General features: G+C 52.7%; 14 protein-coding genes. 4 read left to right on the forward strand and 10 right to left on the reverse strand.

Features of this window, described 5'->3' with window-relative positions; all coding sequences use genetic code 11:
- Positions 1–169 precede the first annotated feature (169 nt).
- The 9 genes from P6574_RS07955 to P6574_RS07995 all read right to left on the reverse strand — a co-directional run bounded on the left by P6574_RS07955 (position 170) and on the right by P6574_RS07995 (position 11594).
- Entirely contained in the window at positions 170–1213 is a 1044-nt protein-coding gene (locus P6574_RS07955) for a hypothetical protein (RefSeq protein WP_310619815.1), read from the reverse strand.
- 472 nt (positions 1214–1685) lie between these two features.
- On the reverse strand, positions 1686–2258 hold the full coding sequence (locus tag P6574_RS07960; RefSeq protein ID WP_310619816.1) for an Lcl C-terminal domain-containing protein: 573 nt from the start codon (positions 2256–2258) through the stop codon (positions 1686–1688).
- 288 nt (positions 2259–2546) lie between these two features.
- A complete protein-coding gene (gene argE, locus P6574_RS07965; RefSeq protein ID WP_310619817.1) occupies positions 2547–3710 on the reverse strand; it encodes an acetylornithine deacetylase in 1164 nt (387 codons plus the stop codon).
- Between the two features lie 81 nt (positions 3711–3791).
- On the reverse strand, positions 3792–4697 hold the full coding sequence (locus P6574_RS07970; protein WP_310619818.1) for an ROK family protein: 906 nt from the start codon (positions 4695–4697) through the stop codon (positions 3792–3794).
- A gap of 493 nt (positions 4698–5190) precedes the next feature.
- On the reverse strand, positions 5191–6828 hold the full coding sequence (locus P6574_RS07975; RefSeq protein ID WP_310619819.1) for an ABC transporter ATP-binding protein: 1638 nt from the start codon (positions 6826–6828) through the stop codon (positions 5191–5193).
- Positions 6828–7691, reverse strand: a complete 864-nt coding sequence (locus P6574_RS07980; RefSeq protein WP_310619820.1) for an ABC transporter permease — start codon at positions 7689–7691, stop codon at positions 6828–6830. The genes P6574_RS07975 and P6574_RS07980 overlap by 1 nt, the downstream gene beginning before the upstream one ends.
- Positions 7688–8629, reverse strand: coding sequence for an ABC transporter permease (locus P6574_RS07985; RefSeq protein WP_310619821.1), 942 nt, complete (start codon positions 8627–8629; stop codon positions 7688–7690). The genes P6574_RS07980 and P6574_RS07985 overlap by 4 nt, the downstream gene beginning before the upstream one ends.
- A 142-nt stretch (positions 8630–8771) precedes the next feature.
- The gene (locus P6574_RS07990) at positions 8772–10220 is read right to left on the reverse strand and encodes an ABC transporter substrate-binding protein (RefSeq protein WP_310622122.1); all 1449 of its coding nucleotides are present in this window, start codon (positions 10218–10220) and stop codon (positions 8772–8774) included.
- A gap of 102 nt (positions 10221–10322) precedes the next feature.
- Positions 10323–11594: an acetylornithine deacetylase/succinyl-diaminopimelate desuccinylase family protein gene (locus P6574_RS07995; protein ID WP_310619822.1), complete on the reverse strand. Its 1272-nt coding sequence runs from the start codon at positions 11592–11594 to the stop codon at positions 10323–10325.
- Positions 11595–11786: 192 nt separating this feature from the next.
- Between P6574_RS07995 and P6574_RS08000 the strand changes: the two genes are divergently transcribed.
- The 4 genes from P6574_RS08000 (at position 11787) to P6574_RS08015 (ending at position 17073) form a co-directional block, all read left to right on the forward strand.
- On the forward strand, positions 11787–13193 hold the full coding sequence (locus P6574_RS08000; RefSeq protein ID WP_310619823.1) for a mannose-1-phosphate guanylyltransferase/mannose-6-phosphate isomerase: 1407 nt from the start codon (positions 11787–11789) through the stop codon (positions 13191–13193).
- The gene (locus P6574_RS08005; RefSeq protein WP_310619824.1) at positions 13174–14661 is read left to right on the forward strand and encodes a phosphomannomutase/phosphoglucomutase; all 1488 of its coding nucleotides are present in this window, start codon (positions 13174–13176) and stop codon (positions 14659–14661) included. Before P6574_RS08000 ends, P6574_RS08005 begins: the two co-directional genes overlap by 20 nt.
- A 68-nt stretch (positions 14662–14729) precedes the next feature.
- Positions 14730–15713 carry a DUF6030 family protein gene (locus tag P6574_RS08010; protein ID WP_310619825.1) on the forward strand — a complete coding sequence of 328 codons (984 nt, stop codon included), beginning with the start codon at positions 14730–14732 and terminating at the stop codon, positions 15711–15713.
- 379 nt (positions 15714–16092) lie between these two features.
- Positions 16093–17073, forward strand: coding sequence for a glycosyltransferase family 2 protein (locus P6574_RS08015; protein ID WP_310619826.1), 981 nt, complete (start codon positions 16093–16095; stop codon positions 17071–17073).
- Positions 17074–17142: 69 nt separating this feature from the next.
- On the opposite strand, the gene P6574_RS08020 is transcribed toward P6574_RS08015, so the two are convergent.
- Positions 17143–18021, reverse strand: a complete 879-nt coding sequence (locus P6574_RS08020) for a LysR family transcriptional regulator (RefSeq protein WP_310619827.1) — start codon at positions 18019–18021, stop codon at positions 17143–17145.
- Positions 18022–18114 lie beyond the last annotated feature (93 nt).

Here is an 18114-nt window from a genome sequence, read left to right on the forward strand (position 1 = left end):
GGCTCGAAGATCTGTCGTGTTAAATCAACACGTGCATCATCATGGCCGCCGTTACGGGCGCCACCACCAAAGCACATTTTGATTTGACCGAATATTCATGGCAATTGATTAGCCCAGCTTTGGCCCCAGCGCAATGTGTTTTTGCGAAATTCACCAGTCCTTAAAAGGGCTATTGCTGAGAACTGTTGAACAACTGTGAAACATGACGGGTTGCCTCGCTCCATTCGTCGAGATGTTCGTAGGAAAGGCCAAAAACGTATTTCAGCGAACCGTCGAATACTTCCGCGCGGCAACTACGATAGGAGCAGTGCAAGATAGCCTGTTTTCCTGCTGTTTTGTCACTGTCTGTTAGAACGAGTTCATTTCTATATGTGTATTGAGTAAGATCGATTTGGGTAAGTTTGGATTTATCTTGCAGCCCTATGGCATCTACAGGAATATGCGGTTCGCTTGGGCTGTAATATACATTTACGTGATCAATGCGAGCTGAGGTGGCATCACCAGATGTTGCTGGCTTGGGCATGCGGATCCGGAGACGATCCATAAAGGCGCGTGGCTGGTACTTGTCTGGAATGGAATAGTGCACTGGCCCGAGTGCGAAACTGTTGCTTTCAATTTCTCCTTTTGCCAGTGCGCTGGCGAAGTCCTTAACTGGAAGGCAGGTGGGCGTGTATCTATCGACATATTCAGAAGGCTCGAACTTCTGCTGTTTTATGGACCAGTGAGCTGCAAGGTATGTCTGGTTCCGAACGCCTATCACTAAGCCTAAGTGGGGATAGGAGTTTCCTTTTGGCAGTGAGAAAAACCCCAGTTGGCCAATGTCAGAGACTTGCCCAGTTTGAAGGGATCTGCTTGTTGAGGTTAGGCACCAAGGGCGACCGTTTGCCAACGCTTCTCCTGTTTCGAGAATTTTGTTGGTCTGAAAAGACCCTATACCAGCTATGGTTGCGAAGGTTGCAAGGGTCGTGAGGCATATGAGGGCGAGCTTTCCCCGAAGAATAAGGAAGGCGAGAATACCCAGAGCCGCCGCTGAGATGGTTATGCCTAGATCAAGATATATTCCTGTTGAGGTGCCAGAAAAGACTGTTGCCAGAATAGCCGCAATAGCCAATCCAATTGCACAGCCACTTGCCACGAGTGCGGCAATATCAAAGTATTTTTTAAAAAGGGTGTTAGGGCCAACAATAGGAAAAAAGGTTTTATACTTTTTCATTGCTGCAGCTAATCTGAAAATGAATATGAGGGTGTAAGTGGACCAAAAAAATATATGAAATGCCCTATTTGTATCCTTATTGAAGTCGCTTTGTTCGACCCAGGGTGGTGTAGGTGTAGAGAGAAGGTAACCTGCTGTACTTGCATCCTTACTGAAGTCGCTTTGTTCGACCAAGGGAGTTATAGGTGTAGAGAGAAGGTAATCTGCTGTAAATGCTAGGGCGGAAAGGACAGCCATCCTCCACATAAGGTATACAGGCATAAATGGGCTGGCGAGCAGCAAGAATAGGAATGCCCAAAAGCAAGCGGTTGATAATGTTTGCAGCATGGCTAGGCCAATAATTGTTTTAATTTTGACCGAGGGCCTATGGCAATGGTGGCGAACAAGCTAGCTACCGCAGGTTGTTTGTGCAGTTATTGGAAGTTTGGGCACAGCTTATTGGGCTGTTTAGTGAGTTGGAAAGCTGGCTCTCCTATAAATCTTTAACGAGTAACACCGAGAGGTCGTAGCCTGAGGAGTGCATGTCTACATTGATGTGGGTGAGGTCAAAGAAATAGAACATATTCGGGATCATCGCTTCTGTTGAGGTCCAGAACTTGGCCCCTTCGCCCAAGTTTGATGCTTCGATGTTCGGGAAGGCTTTTCTATCAATGAAATAGCCGTCGCACCCTTCAATGATGAGTGTTTCCAGCTCTCTGCCTGTCGGCACGCGCCAGTTCTGGCCCGCGTGCTTTGCAGCGGCTTTGGCCGTATCTTGCGTTAATCCTTCCGGCTGACCGGAGCAGGTTTGATTAGTTTCATTCCAGCTCATCCCGACAGCGCACCGTTTCCAAACAAGACCTGAGGCCGGATCACTGGCAGTGTCCTTGTTCAAGATCAAACTGCTTTCAGGTTGGCTGGTGCACGCTGCATGCGCAGCTCCGGCAAAGGATAGGGACAGGAGCGTCATGGTGGTTAGAAGGCGTAACATTGATATCCAAAGCTGTTTACTAGTTGTGACATGGTGCTGGAACTGTTTACCTAGATCTAAAACAGCTGCTTCCATTTATAGTTGAACCCGTAAATCGAGCTAAGTTTTGTCAAGGTTCTCCTTAGCCCCAAAGAAATGAGTGCAGTCGGTATTATTGCAAATCTGTTGGTATGTCTGGATCTCGGCTCATTGGCCGGGATGACGGCGGTATGTGTGGCAAGGTCTGTTAAACCCCTTGGGTCATGCGGGCAAGCGCACTGCTGAGCACAAACGCTCACAAATAGGTGTGAGGCGGGGTTCGACTGAAGAGGATTAGCCCTCTTCAGTACGGAGCTCGTTGCTAGGCTTTGATTTGTAAATGAATCAGCGGCTTGCGTGCTCGATGAGCTTGTTTAGGAACTTGTCGCACTTGTCCAGTTCGGAGATTTTGATGAACTCGTCCGGTTTGTGTGCTTGCTCGATGGAACCGGGGCCGCAAACCACAGTGGGGACGCCAAGGACGTTTTGAAAAAGACCAGCCTCGGTGCCGTAAGCGACCTTTGCGTGGTCATTTCGCCCCGCCAGCTTTTTCGCCAGAATAGAGACTTCCGCTTCCGCATTTGTATTCAGCCCCTGAATTTCAGAGGCGGGAATAAACTCGATGTTTGCCTCGGGAGACACGGCGCGCATTTGCGGCAGAAGGTCTTCCATGGCGTGGCGCTCTATTTCCTCGACGCAGGCATGGAGGCTTTCCGTGGGCAGAACGCGAAACTCGAAGACCACCTCACAATGATCAGGAACAATGTTGAGGGCCGTTCCGCCGCGCATAACGCCGGTGTGGGCGGTGGAGTATGGCATGTCGAACAGCTCGTCATGGGGACCTGCGGCAAGCGCCGCGCCCATCTGCTCCAGCTTGCTCACAAGGCGCGCGCCGTATTGAACCGCGTTGACGCCGTGCGGGGCGAGGGAGGAGTGGCAGGACAGGCCGGTGAAGATGGCGGTGTAAGACGCCTTTGACTTGTGGGCCACGATCACCTGCATGTCTGTGGGCTCGCCCACAAAACAGGCTTCAGCCTTGAATCCTTTGGTATTCAGATCATCAATAAGACGGCGTACGCCAATGCAGCCCACTTCCTCGTCATAGGAGAAAGCCAGATGGATGGGGCGCTTGAGGGGGGCTTTCACCATGCTTGGCACAGCTGCGAGAACGCAGGCGAGGAAACCCTTCATATCGCAGGAACCGCGCCCAAAGAGCTTTCCGTCTTTTTCTGTCAAGGTAAACGGATCAGTTGCCCAATCCTGCCCCTCAACGGGCACCACATCCGTATGGCCGGAGAGAATGTAGCCATTGTTAGCCTCGGGCCCGATTGTGACAAACAGGTTGGCCTTCTCGCCGGTTTCATCAAAGACCTTGATCGGCTCCAGATCGAAGCTGACCAGATAGTCTTCTATCCAGTTTAAAAGCGGCAGATTGGAATTGCTGCTGACACTGTTGAAACCCACAAGCGTTTCAAGGATTTCCCGGGAAGGCATCTCTGGCTGGAACATGGATCTCTCACAGTTATAGGCGGCGGTGTGCCTTAAACTATAAAAAGAATAGGCTAAGGACCAGTGCCACAAAAAATTAAATTATGGGTTGTTTTTGCTCCAAAGCCACGCAGCACCGCGAACGCCGGAGCTGTCGCCGTGTTTGGCTTTGCGGATGATGACTTCGTATCCATCCGAAAAGATATAGGGACGCATGGCTTCCGCCAGATCGTCATAGAGCTCGTCTACATTGGACATGCCGCCGCCCAGAACAAAGCAGTCCGGATCCAGAAGGTTTGCGGACATGGCCATGGCGCGGGCCAAACGGTTCAAATAGCGTTGGTAGGTGGCCTGTGCCTGCTCATCGCCTGCACGCATCATGGAAACGATTTCACGGCCAGATTTGCCTATGCCGGTGGTATCTTCATAGTCCCACTCAAAACCGGTACCGGAGCACAGCATATCTATGGTGCCGGGCTTGCCTGTCCAGTTGACAGGGCCGGGGAACTCTTCCTCGCGCATCCATGGAATAGGTGTGCTGCCCCATTCGCCGGAAATACCGTTGGCGCCAATGAGAGGTTTACCCTCCATTGAAATGCCGGTGCCGCAGCCAGTACCGATAACAATGGCATGCACAACCTTAAAGCCAACGCCAGCGCCGTCTGTTGCTTCTGATACAGCCAGACAGTTGGCGTCATTTTGCACGCGCACGCGGCGGCCAAGCGCTGCTTCCAGATCTTTGTCCAGCGGGTTGCCGTTGAGCCATGTTGAATTGGCGTTCTTGACAAGGCCGGAGCTGGGGGAGATGGAACCTGGAATGCCAAGGCCGAGAGTGCCGGTCTGACCCGTTTCGTTTTCCGCAATTTCCACCAAGTTCATAACAGCGCGAATGCAGCCGTCATAATCATTTTGGGGCGTGGCAACACGCTTGCGGTAAAGCTCAGTACCGTCATCGGACAGGGCAATAATTTCAAGTTTGGTACCGCCCCAGTCAATTCCTAAGCGCATAGCCCCAATGGCTCCCGTAATATCTTTATGAAAAACAAAATGTGGAGGGGGAACCTACGCGCTTTCAATACAAATATCAAAAGGGAAAGGGCTAGTTATTCAAAGTTATCCATAGGCTTTGTGTGGGTGACCTTACTTCCAATGTGAATTGTTAGAAAACTCTTATAAGAAATTGAAGACGCTGCGGCTTTATCGAGTTTGGTGTTTAGGAGGTGATGGCTTTTCAACGGTTCATTTAACAAGTTATCCCCGCGCATATTCCGGATTTGGACAAGTGGAAAACTGTAGAGATTTGAGGAGGAATTCTAGGAGTGGTGGCTGGGAATATTTTTCCCTACCAAATATAGTTTTGCAGGGTTGAATTGAGGCATATGTAGACAGCGCCAAGCGCTAGCTGGAGTGGAACTGCGGCGCTAAGTTGCAAATTTATTTTAAAACTAAACTTTTAGATAGTTGTGTGAGCACTTTCAATTATGGAGTGCGTGACTTTGAATTAAAAACTGACGCGGCGTTTGCGTTGCTCAAGGACCTCGTGCAGATTCGGAGCAGCTTCCACCAGTTTTCGGGTGTAGGCGTGGCTCGGGGAGGCGAAGACCTGAGCGGTGGGCCCTTGTTCGACAATTTCTCCGTTATGCATCACCAGAACATGGTCAGTGATAGCCTGCACCACAGATAAATCATGGCTGATGAACAGGTAGGCCACTCCTAAGCGGTCGCGCAGGTCGGCAAACAGGTCCAGAATTTGGGCGCGGATGGAAACATCCAAGGCAGAAACCGGCTCATCAGCCACAATCAGTTTGGGCTGGGTGACAAGAGCGCGGGCGATGGCGATGCGTTGGCGTTGCCCCCCTGAAAACTCGTGTGGGTACTTTTGTGCGTCTTTTTGAGAAAGACCAACGGCTTCAAGGGCATCATAAACTTTTCTCTCTTGCTCTTTTGTACTGAGTTGATGACGCAGAAGGAAAAGAGGCTCTTTGATAATCCGTTCCACTTTGTGGCGCGGATTGAAGCTGCCGAACGGATCTTGAAAAACTGCCTGTATGCCTTTTTGCAGGGAAAGGCGCTCAGCACCTTGTGCGGAAAACGGATCTTTTTCGAGAAACCGGATTGCGCCGGCCTGCGGGGTGTCTAGACCCAGAACCGTTCGGGCCAGCGTGGATTTGCCACATCCACTCTCTCCCACAAGGCCGAGGCTCTGGTGGTGGTGAAGGGCAAAGGAGAGTTGGTTGACAGCAACGTGGTGCCTGCGTTTTTCAAAAAGGACCTGCCGGGGCAGCGGGTAAGAGCGTACAAGGCTCTCAACTGCAAGCAGCGGGGCCGCGTCCTGTTTTACGGGGCGCTTGCGCTGCGGGGGGGTGTGGCTGGAGGCTTCCACCAATTTTTGGGAGTAGGGGTGAGAGAGGGTCTCAAACAGGGTATCCGTCGGCCCTTCTTCCACCACTTGTCCATGCTGCATGATGGCGATGCGGTCTGCCATATGGGCCACAACCGCCAAGTCATGGCTTATAAGGAGCAGCGCCATGTTCTCTTGCGCAACCACATCTTTCAACAGGTCCAGAATTTGCGCCTGAACGGTCACATCCAGCGCCGTTGTAGGCTCATCTGCAATCAGGACCTTCGGGCGGCAGGCAATGGCGATGGCAATGACGACCCGCTGGCGCTGTCCGCCGGAAAGCTGGTGCGGGTAGCGTTTCCTAAAAGAGGCCTCGGAACTCAAGCCAACACGTTCAAGCAGGTTTTGAACCTGCTTTTCAATCTCCCTCTTACCACCAAGGGAGGACTTTTCCTGATGGAGCCGGATGCCTTCGGCAATCTGGTTGCCGATGGTTTTGGTGGGGTTGAGGGCTGTCATAGGCTCTTGAAACACCATGGAGATGTCTTTGCCGCGCAGGCGGTTCATAACCCCTTCAGGTGCCCCCACCAGTTCTGCCCCGTTGTAGGTGATGGAACCTTGCACGGAGGAGCCTTCCGGCAGTAATTGCAGGGCAGCCAAGGCGCTTAACGATTTTCCCGAACCGCTTTCACCCACAAGACCAAGGGTTTCCCCTTGCTCAACAGAAAGGCTGATGCCCTTGAGGATTGGTGTGTCGCCAATGGAAAGGTGAAGGTTGTTCAGAGACAGCAAAGACATCAGGCCGTCCTTTTGCGTAGTTTGGGGTCTAGCAGGTCTCGCAGGCCATCTCCCAGAAGGTTAAAGCCCAGAACGGAAAGGATGATGGCAAGGCCGGGGAAAAGGGCCAGTTGCGGGGCAAAGGCCACCATGGTTTGAGCTTCAAACAGCATACGGCCCCAGCTGGCAAGGGGCGGCTGGGTGCCAAGCCCCACATAGGAAAGACCGGCCTCTGCCAGAATGCCCATGGAAAGCTGAATGCTGGCCTGCACGATAAGCAAGCTGGCGATGTTGGGCAGAATATGTTCCACCGTGATGCGAAACGGGCCTTTGCCTGCAAGGCGGGCAGCGAGTAGAAACTCGCGGGCCGACAGGGAAAGCGCGCCGCCGCGGGCCACGCGGGCAAACACGGGAATATTGAAAATACCAATGGCAATGACGCCGTTGATGAGGCCGGGGCCGAGCAGGGCCGTGACAAGAACTGCCGAAAGAATGGCGGGAAATGCAAAGATCACGTCATTAACGCGCATGAGCCCTTCTTCCCAGATGCCCCGTTTGGTGGCGGCAAGAAGACCAAGGGGCACGCCGATGACCATGCCAAGGGAGACGGCCAGCAGGGCTACCAGAATGGAGGTTCTGGCGCCGACCATAAGCATGGATAGGATATCACGGCCATACTGATCGGTGCCTAGCAGATGGGTTTCGCTTGGGGGCTTCAAGCGCTGGGATACATTGAGAACATCAATGGGGCTTGGGGTCCAGAACAGGGATAACAGCCCGCAAGCCGCAATGGTGGCGGCAAGGAAAAGGCCAATGGCAAAGGACTTGTTGCGCAAAGCACCGCGAAAACGGCTGAACATCTTGGTTTGGATTGGTGCTGTCATCGGCGCAGCCTCGGGTCTATGGCCGCGTAAGCCAGATCAACCACATAGGCAACGCAGATGCCGCAGGCAACCAGAACCATCACCGCGCTTTTCACGGTGATCAGATCGCGCTGGGTGATGGCTTGAAAAATGAGGCGGCCTACGCCTGGAAGGTAGAACACGTTTTCAATGATTACAGTTCCGGCAATGAGATAGGAAAACTGAAGCCCCATAATGGTAAGCAGGGGAATTAGGGCGTTTCTGACCCCATGCCGCCACAAGGTTGCACGCTTGGAAAGACCTTTTGCCCGGGCGGTCCTGATGTAATCCTCGTGTAGCACATCGACCATGGACGAGCGCATGACGCGGGCAAGAATGGCTGCCTGCGGTAAGGCAAGGGCTATGGAGGGCAGGATCAGCGCTTTGAGTGCTGGCACAAGGCCTGCATCCCAGCCGGGAAAACCACCGGAGGGCAGCACGCGCAGCGTGATGGCAAAAATATAGACCAGCACCATGGCAAGCCAGAAGTTCGGCAGCGAAATGCCGATCTGCGCCCCTGCCATGACGGAGGTGTCCAACGCCTTGCCGCGATAACGGGCAGAAAGAACGCCGAGAGGAATAGCAATGAGAACGGACAGGATAAGCGAGACGACAGCGAGAGGCAGGCTGACAACAAGGCGGCCCAGAAGCAGTTCGGACACGGGTACCGAGTAGGTGTAACTAATGCCAAAATCGCCGTGCAACATGCCGCCGACCCAAGAGATGTAGCGGGTGAGAAGGGGAAGATTGAGCCCCATTTGCTCGCGCAGAGCAGCCAGCGTTTCAGCGGAGGCGTTCATACCTAACATGAGCTGCGCCGGATCACCGGGGATCACCTCCAGCACCACAAACAGCACCAGACTGGCAGCAAAAAGCGTCAGGCTGAAAACAAGCAGACGGAAAAAGGCAAAAGAAAACATGGTTGTCCCGGTTTTATATCCTCAATCCCACTATAGGGGGATGAGGGCAGGGAGCCTATAGGTCATAGGATAAAGGCCGGGTTTGAACCCAGCCTTTTTAAAATTGAACAGGTGCAGGCAACGGCCCGCACCCTGTCAACGCCTAGTTTTTCCAGTGAACCTGTGTCAGATCATTGGCAGGGATTGGGGAGTTTTCCCAAAGGCCTTCAAGGTTTGCATTCCAGACACCGGCTTTTGCCAGCTGGAACAGGTAGCCGTTCACCGCATCCGCTGTGATCTGCTCTTGCGCCTTGCGCAGCAGTTCGTAACGGGCGCTGGTGTCTGTTGTGGCATCCAGATCCTTCATGATCTGCTTGAATGCTTCACTGTCATAGTTGAAATAGTAGCCATTGCGGGCATAAATGCCGATGTCCATTGGCTCGGTATGGGAGACGATGGTCAGATCGTAATCACGCTCTTTGTAAACCTTGGAAAGCCACTGGGCCCACTCAACGGGAATGATTTCCAGCTCAATGCCGACTTTTTTCAAGTCAGAGGCAATCAGCTCACCGCCGCGCCGCGCATATTGTGGAGGCGGCAGCTGCAAGGTGGCCTTGAAGCCTTCAGGGTAACCTGCTTCCGCCAGCAGCGCTTTCGCCTTTTCCAGATCCAGCGGGTAGGTTGTGGTCAAGTCCACATAAGCCGGATGGTGCGGGGCAAAGTGGGTGCCGATTGGGGTGCCAAGGCCGAACATGGCGCCTTCAATCAAGGACTGTCGGTCGATTGCGTGCGCAATGGCACGGCGTACGCGCACATCCTTGAACGGACCTTTTTTGTTGTTTGTAGAAAGGATTGTTTCGCCTTCCGTTGAGCCGATGACCACTTTGAAACGTGGGTCCATTTCAAACTGGGCCATGGTCTCTGGTGCCGGATAGTTGGCAAATGCGTCCACATCACCGGACATCATAGCTGCAAAAGCAGAACTCGGGTCGGAGATGAACTTCATTGTGGCGCTTTCCAGAGCCACAGGCTCGCCCCAGTACGCTTCGTTTCTGACCAGCTTGACGTCCTGACCCTTGGTCCAGCTTTCAAACTTGAAAGGGCCGGTGCCGATAGGGTTGGTTTTGTTCTTAGCGGAGGTTTCAGGGGAGACCATGACGGCATCGCCCCAGCCCAGATTGAACAGCAGATCACCTGCAGGGCGGTTCAAGGAAACTTTTACTGTGAGCGGGTCAATCACTTCCACGCTGTCAATGGCATGAAAACGCTGCTTTTGGGCATTTACGCTGTCTTCAGCGCGGGCGCGGCCAAGGGAGAACTTGACATCTTCCGCCGTGAACGGGGTGCCATCATGAAAACTGACGTTTTCCTGCAGGTGGAATGTGTAGACTTTGCCGTCCTCAGATACTTCCCAGGATTTGGCTAGAGCCGGGCGAACGGAACCGTCTGGCCCGATGCGGGTGAGCCCTTCAAACACGTTGGCGTAGGTCACCTCGTCAATGGCAGCTGCAGCGCCCGCTGTCGGGTCCAGATGCGGCGGCTCCAGAACCATACCCAGATTGAGGGTGGTGTTAGCGCCAGCGGCCAGAACCGATGTTTGCGGCGCCAGCATGACGCCCACTGCCAGACTCAATCCCGTAGTTATTTTTGTAAGCTTACCCAAGCCCATAAAACTGTCCCCATGACTGCTTTAAAAAATTTTTCTGTATTTAAATCAAATTGTACTCTGCGTCAAAGCGAGGGTAGCTTGTGCCATAACCTTCGCACTGTCCACCATATCCTCTATGACGACAAATTCATCCGGTCTGTGTGCCATTTCCAGAAGGCCCGGACCGTAGGCAATGCACTCGTGCAGGTGCCCTAGTCTGGTTACATGCTTCTGGTCATAGGTGCCGGGGGAAATAACCATTTCGGCAGGTTTAGAAAGAACGGTTTCTATACCCTGAGCAATGGCCTTGACCACAGGTGCGTCTTTTTGTGTCATTGTCGGCAGAACTTCAAGTATCTCTTTGATTGTATACCGGAAATTTTTGCGGGTCTTAGCCAGATCTTCAAGAATATCTACAACTTCCGAGCGCACGCTCTCACTGCTTTCTTCCATAAGGAAGCGCCGGTCTAGCACTATGCGGCAGCTGTCTGGAACACACGGAGAGGGCAGCCCTGTGTGGTGCTCGCCCTGACCGCCGTGGATACTGTTGATATTCAAAGTGGAGCGACGGGCCTGTTCGGGCACTACGGGCATTTCTGTTTGCTTTTGGGCGAGCTGTGGGTAAAGACGTTTTTCCAGCAAATCCAGAAAAGCCCCCATGTGACGCACGGCGCAGTCCCCCAAAAACGGCATGGAACCGTGGGCGATGGAGCCGTGGGTTTCAACCTCCCCCCACCAAACGCCCCTGTGACCAAGGCAAACCCTGTCTTTGTGGAGGGGCTCGGGAATAATCACATGATCCACGCGAGGCTTTGAAAAATACCCCAGATTTGCCAGATAGGCGACGCCGCCCAGACCGCCTGATTCTTCATCAACTGTGCCGGACAACTCAACTGCTCCGTTAAAATCCGGCTGATATTCCAAAAACGCTTCCAAAGCGATGATGGAGGCGGCCAGACCACCTTTCATGTCGCAGGCTCCGCGCCCATAGACTCGCCCGGATTGAACGGTTCCGGAAAACGGATCGAACGTCCAGCCATCTCCCGCCTCCACCACATCAATGTGGGAGTTAAAGTGAACACATGGGCCTGAAGAGCGGCCTTCGCGGCGGCACACTACATTGGTTCGCGGATAGCGATTGCTATCACCCGCAGCACCTTCACCGCGAATGTAGCGAACATCAAATCCCCGTTTTAACAGCCTTTCTCCAATATAAAGAGCACAAGGGGTATAGGCTTCCCCCGGTGGGTTTACGGTGGGAAAGGCGATCAGGTCCTGTGTCAGGCGAACAAGTTCGTCCCGCTTGGAATTTATGATGGAAAAAAGGGTCTCAAGCATTCCACTCCCCCTTTCAATGGACCAGAACGCACGGCCATAGAATCTGCCGCCCCAGCAGATCGAGAAATCGTGCCCCATATTTTAACCAAAGGAAAGAGTAAGATAAATTTTCACGAATATCGTTGCCGGGGGGCGCATGGTACTGGAAGGGGACTTTTAAACGGTGCGTGATTGAGGGCTTGACCTGCGGTTATGGTGAAAATTCTTCCGGCAATACTATCGGGTGGGTCTGGCTCCCGCCTTTGGCCACTCTCCCGCCGCAATTTTCCCAAGCAGTTTCTGCCGCTTTTTGAAGGGGATAGCCTTTTTCAAAAAGCGGTGAAGCGTACATGCGGGGAGCTTTTTCTTCCCCCCCTTGTGATTAGCAATAGAAAGTACAGCGCATTTGTGGGCGAGCAAATGGAGGCGCTGTGTTTTGAGGAGTTTCATCTTATCCTTGAACCTGAGGGGCGCAACACCGCCGCTGCTGCTGCACTTTCGGTGCTTTTTACGCAAGAAAACTCTCCTGATGCACTGGTTCTGCTGCTTCCTTCCGACCATCTGATCGAGGATCAGGAGAAGTTTTACAAAGCCGTCACCGCAGCTGTCGAGCCTGCACAAAACGGGCAGATTGTGGTGTTTGGCATTAAGCCAAGCGAGCCGCACATAGGCTATGGCTATATTCAAACCTCTGGAGACGGGGCGGTGCAAACCGCTGCCCGCTTTGTTGAAAAGCCGGACCTGAAGACTGCGAAGGCGTTTGTTGAGGAGGGGCATTACCTTTGGAATGCGGGGGTGTTCTTGTTTTCTGTTGAGACCATGCACAAGGCATTCATGCGATATGCCCCTGATATTTGGGAGGGGGCGCAGGCAGTTTATGAGCAGTCGAGCCGAAGCACGCAAGGGATTAATTTGAATGAAGCCCGTTTTGCGAAAGTAAGAGCTCAATCTCTGGATTTTGCCATTATGGAGGCTGCGGACAATGTGAGCTGCGTGCCAATGGAAACGGGTTGGAGTGATCTGGGGTCCTGGGCATCGCTGTGGCAAGTGAGCGCGAAGACTGAAGCGGGGAATGCAGCTGTGGGCGAGGCCCGGTTTCCCTCCAGCCGCAACTGCCTTGCCTATTCCGAAGGGACGCCCGTTTATGCGCTGGGGCTGGAAGATCTTGTCATCGTGCATACCAAGGATGCTCTACTTGTGGCCTCAAAAGACAGGTGCCAGCAGGTTAAAAGCATCGTCGAGACACTGGAATTTGAGCAAGAGGCAATTGCTCTTTGTAACGGAGGGGGGGAGCGCTGCGCCGCCACTTCCAAGGGTATTGACGGGCATATTTCACTAGGAGATGGATACCGCGTTGAGGAGAGGGTTCTGCGCTTCGGCGAAGGGAGTAAGCGGGAAACGCAAGGGCAAAGCGGGGCCCACTGGGTGGTGGTTTCGGGCATGCTCCAAGTGGACGTGGACGGGACTTCCCAGCTCATAAAGGAGAACCAGTCCGTATTTGTAGCGCCAAAGGCGAGCTACCGGTTTTTTAATGCGGGTCAGGGGGATTTACGCGTGGTTGCCATTCACCCCGGCAACGCATTGGAGCAAGGGGGCGCTCATGTTTTTAAAGCCGGTTGAAAGTTTGAAGCCAAACTCCCTGCCCTTTGAAACCCTGCCTCTGGTCAACCCCGCGGGCTTTCGCGAATATGATGCCCGATGGATTTATGAAAAAGAAATCAACCTCATGGGAGTGCAGGCGCTGGGCATGGGGCTTGGAACGCTCATTCATCAAATGGGCGTATCTCCTGAAGTGGTCACCGGCCACGATTATCGCCAGTACTCCAGTGGCATAAAACAGGCGCTTATCAACGGGCTCATGTCCTCCGGCATTCAGGTGCATGATATTGGTCTTGCCTTGACGCCCATGGCGTATTTTGCCCAGTTCGATCTCGGGGTAGATTGCGTGGCAATGGTGACAGCCTCTCATAACGAGAATGGCTGGACAGGGGTCAAGATGGGTGCTGGTCCGCCTCTCACGTTTGGGCAAGAGGAAATGGAGCGCTTGCGTGAGTTGGTGCTGTCAGCGCAGTTCGTGGCAAAGACGGGGGGCTCCTATCAGTTTCACGAGGATATTGGCGAGCGGTATCTTGCTGATCTTGTTGATCGGCCCAACATTCAAAACCCGCTAAAAGCTGTGGTCGCGTGTGGCAATGGAACAGCAGGAGCTTTTGCTCCCCATGCGCTGGAGCGGCTTGGTGTGGAAGTGGTGCGCCTTGATTGTGAGCTGGACCACGCCTTTCCCAATTACAACCCCAATCCAGAAGACCTGGAAATGCTGCGGGCAATTCAGAAGCAGGTGCTGGCGAGCGGTGCAGATGTGGGCATCGGGTTTGACGGGGACGGGGACCGCTGCGGGGTGGTGGACAATGAAGGAGAGTTTCTGTTTGCCGACAAACTGGGGGTTCTTCTGGCCCGCGACTTTTCTGCGGACCATGAAAACAGCCAGTTCGTTGTTGATGTGAAGTCCACGGGGCTATTTGCAAATGATCCGATTTTGAAAAAAAATGGTGCGCATACGCACTATTACAAAACCGGCCATTCCCACATAAAGCGCAGGGTGAACGCCTTGGGCGCTCTCGCTGGATTTGAAAAGTCCGGTCACTATTTTTTGAATACCCCCCTTGGCCGGGGGTATGACGACGGACTGCTTTCTGCGGTTATCATTTTGCAGATGATGGACAAAAACTACGGGAAAACACTTGCGGACTTGCGCCGCAGCCTTGGCAAAACATGGGGGTCTCCCACTCTGTCCGCCCAATGTGCGGATAAGGTAAAATACGATGTCATTGACCGGGTTACTCGACGTATCAAAGCCCAATCGGAACTGGGGGGCGTGGCCATTACCTCACTTACGACAATTAATGGGATACGGGTGGAAACCTGTGACGGGACATGGGGGCTTGCCAGAGCTTCCTCCAATAAGCCCGAGATCGTTGTGGTGGTGGAAAGTCCGGTCAGTGAAACGCGCATGCGGCAGATGTTTGAGGTGATGGACACTATCCTGCATGAAAATCCGGAGGTTGGCACCTACAATCAAACCTTTTAAAACCTAAGGGGTATTGGGGCTTTTTAGCCGAAATAACAGCTGGTTTTGGCAGTGTGGAGCGGGTGAGGATGCTGGCAGGCAAAGGCGGACACGGGCGAACAGGGCATCACAATGTACCCAGCCGATGGCGTATGCTTGTTGGACGGCGTGGCTTTAAACTTCAACAGGTGTTGCCCTTAGTAATTATTGGTGCAGTGCTTTGGGAGCTTTACCCCACTGTGGTGGCATTTGACTGGAAGGGGTTTTGGCACGGGGCACAAAGCATCTTATGGGGAGTGAAGGAACCGGCCTTTGAGGGATCTATTGAAGATACCCCACCGGATATCTTGGGGCAATTGTTTGACAGGGATGCCAACAATCAGCTTGGCCATGTGTTCTGGCCCAATATGAACCCCGCTCATATTTGTAGTTTTTTCGCGCAGGCTGGTTTTACCAATGCAGGGTGGTCTCCAGCACCCTTTCAGGACGGGGCTTTCGAATGTGCATCGGACCTTATTGTCCTTTCCAAGGAAAATAACCGGAAAACTGAGAGGGACGATATCTCATCTTCCCTGAAGGACAGTGGGGCAACTTTGTTTTTCTCGGCCAGAGGCAGTGAAGAAGGGCTAATTGATTCCCTTCGTTTTCAGCTGTACGGGTATGACCCAAGAGCGCTGGACCTTGGCTTGAAATTGATTGAGGCAACGCTTGTTGATGCGAGAGAGAAATACAACTGGCCGATGCCGGAGCGCGGCTTTTTTTCCTTGGAACAAAGGGAGCGCAATGCCTTCAAAAGTCAGGTGCTTTCTGTTTTCTTCGTGCCGTCCTTGAGTGTAATTTCGCAAGTGGCAAACAACTCTCCACTCAAGGATGAGAAAGCCATACAAGATACAGCCCAAAACGGCAGCGGTCTCAATATTGTCGTGAAATTCAACCACCCCCCGAGCTTTTCTGGCCCGATTTATTCTGCCGCCAGCTTTTCCAAGCCAAAGTTGACAGCCACTCACGTTTCCCACACAGACTTGGCTGGCCAAGAGCCTGAGCATCTTCTGCAAAGCCGTTTGCCCCAGTAGAGCGTATCGCCGAAAAGTGGATACCGGTTTTTGGGTAAAGATACGCGGCTAAACAATCGGTGAAAGTAGTGAGCTGTTTCAATAAAATGGCTCACTGCTTTAGTCTTCCCAGATTCGAAGAGAAGAGTTGAAAACCATAGGGTGGTGGGTCAGCATTCGTACCTATTCCAATCATCCACCGCTTTTTCGCTTCAATCGTTGCTACTTAAAGTTTTCAGCAAATATCTTAATAACCTAGGGTGTTAGGGTCGCCAGTTGTACTTTGCGTAAATCATGAGATCTTCCAAGTGCTTGCCCGATTGGGAAGCCTATGATACGAGGCGCAGAATTTTATGGATATTTAAAAATTAACGATGCCACAATAATGGAGGGGGAAACCATGAGTGACATATCCGGTGCTGTTTCCAAACAATTGCCTAAAATTGCCGTGGCCATATGCACTCGGCAACGCCCTATCATGCTGCAAGAATGTATGGGCTCTGTGCTTTCACAGCTAGCGGAGCGCGGTGCGGACGATTGCCTGTTCATTATTGAAAATGATGTTGTGCCCTCCTGCGAAGATATGGTGAAGGAGCTGGCCTCTGAATACCCTGAGGTGAAGGTGGTTTACTACAATGAGCAGGAGCTAGGTATTCCCATGGCTCGCAATAGGGCTTTGCAGCTGGCTATGGAGAGCGGGGCAGACTGGATGGCATTTTTGGATGATGATTCCACTCTTACACCGGGCTGGCTTTCCACAATTTCTGAGGAGATCAGCAGGCAGACCGCAGATGCCCTTCACGGACCAATTCGGCAAATGTGGCCAGCGGATATGCCAATGTGGCTGCGCCGTGAAAAGAAAAAAACTCCCAAGACAGGCGCGAGAATTGGTGGAGCTTGCACCAATAACATACTGATCCGGCTGGACTGGCTTCGCACCCGTTCCTCAGGGTTCTGGTTCAATGCAGATATGCGCTTTTCGGGTGGCGAGGACACGGATTTTTTCCGTCGGGCGCGGCGCGAAGGCATGCGCATTATCTGGATTAATGAGGCTGTTGTTTGTGAAAAGGTGGTTGAAGAGAGGACAAAACTTCGCTGGTTCTTTAACAGGTCCATGAAAACCTCGACAAACTCCGTTATTATTTCCTACGGAATGAGTGGGAAACGTAAGACGATCAAACGCTATATCCCTAAGGTGCCACAAAAGTTTCTCGAGGCGATCGTCTATGCACTGGCGGGTCTATTGGTTCTGCCGTTTAACCGCTTTGAGGGCATGAGAAATCTGGCGAAGTCTGTACGTACTTTGGGAAGCAGTATTGGCTATTTAAGGGGCTTGCTTCGCAAAAATCTAAATCCCTATAAAACCATCGAAGGTTATTAGAGTTCATTGCATGCATCTGAATTTATGCCTCATGCTCTAATTTCTTCAATTTTGGCGATATGCAATTCATTAAAATATAGCACGGTGTCGGGCGATGAGGGCGTAGAGGAAGTCGCAGGTGGCTTCGATGCGTTTTTGGCCGCGAGCGCTTTCGTGGTAGGCGAGCCAGTAGCTGCGGTTTATGGTCAGCTCTGGCAGAACGGGCTCCAGCTCCGGCTCTCTGTTGGCAATGAATGCGTGTAAAATGGCGATGCCGTGGCCGGATTTAACGGCCTCGGTCTGAGCCAGTGCACTGGAGAGTTCCAAAGGGGCGTGCCAGTCCTTCAGGACTTCATGGGCGTAGTTGAGGGCGGGGGTATAGACCAGATCCTCCACATAGCCGATGAGGCGGTGGTTCGTAAGATCCTGTTTGTTTACGGGCGCGCCAAATTTTTCCAAATAAGATTTAGAGGCGTAAAGGCGCAGGCTGTAGTCCACCAGTTTTTTGGAGATGAGGCGGCCATGATCGGGTCTGCCGACGGTGATGGCAATGTCTGCCTCCCGGCGAGATAGGGAAAAGCTGCGGTGCAGGGGGACAAGTTGCAAGGTGAGGTCGGGATAGGTCTGGCTCAGCTCGCCAAGGTGTGCTGCCAGAAATTTTCCACCAAACCCGTCGGGAGCACCAATGCGAACAGAACCGGAAAGCTGGATACTGCTGCCGCCGATACGTGCCTGCGCTTCCAGCATTTGCGCTTCCATACCTTCGGCAAAGCGGAGAAACTCTTCGCCCTCGCTGGTGAGGGCGCAGCCGGTTGTACGCCGTTCCAGCAGTTTGGTTTGCAAGGAAGCTTCAAGAGCCGTCATGCGCCGTGCAACTGTTGCGTGGTTGATGCCGAGGCGCTGGGCGGCAGAGAGAAACTGGCCACAGCGGGCAACCCTCAAGAATATGCGTGTGTCATCCCAATTCAATGGTGCGCCTCCTTAATTTGCCACCTATCCTTACTATGTATAAATTTGCACATCAGAATTTAATAATAGCTCATTGTATTGCAAAATAATATA

Origin of the sequence: Pseudovibrio sp. M1P-2-3, from assembly GCF_031501865.1 — a bacterium.
Classification (GTDB): Bacteria; Pseudomonadota; Alphaproteobacteria; order Rhizobiales; family Stappiaceae; genus Pseudovibrio; species Pseudovibrio corallicola.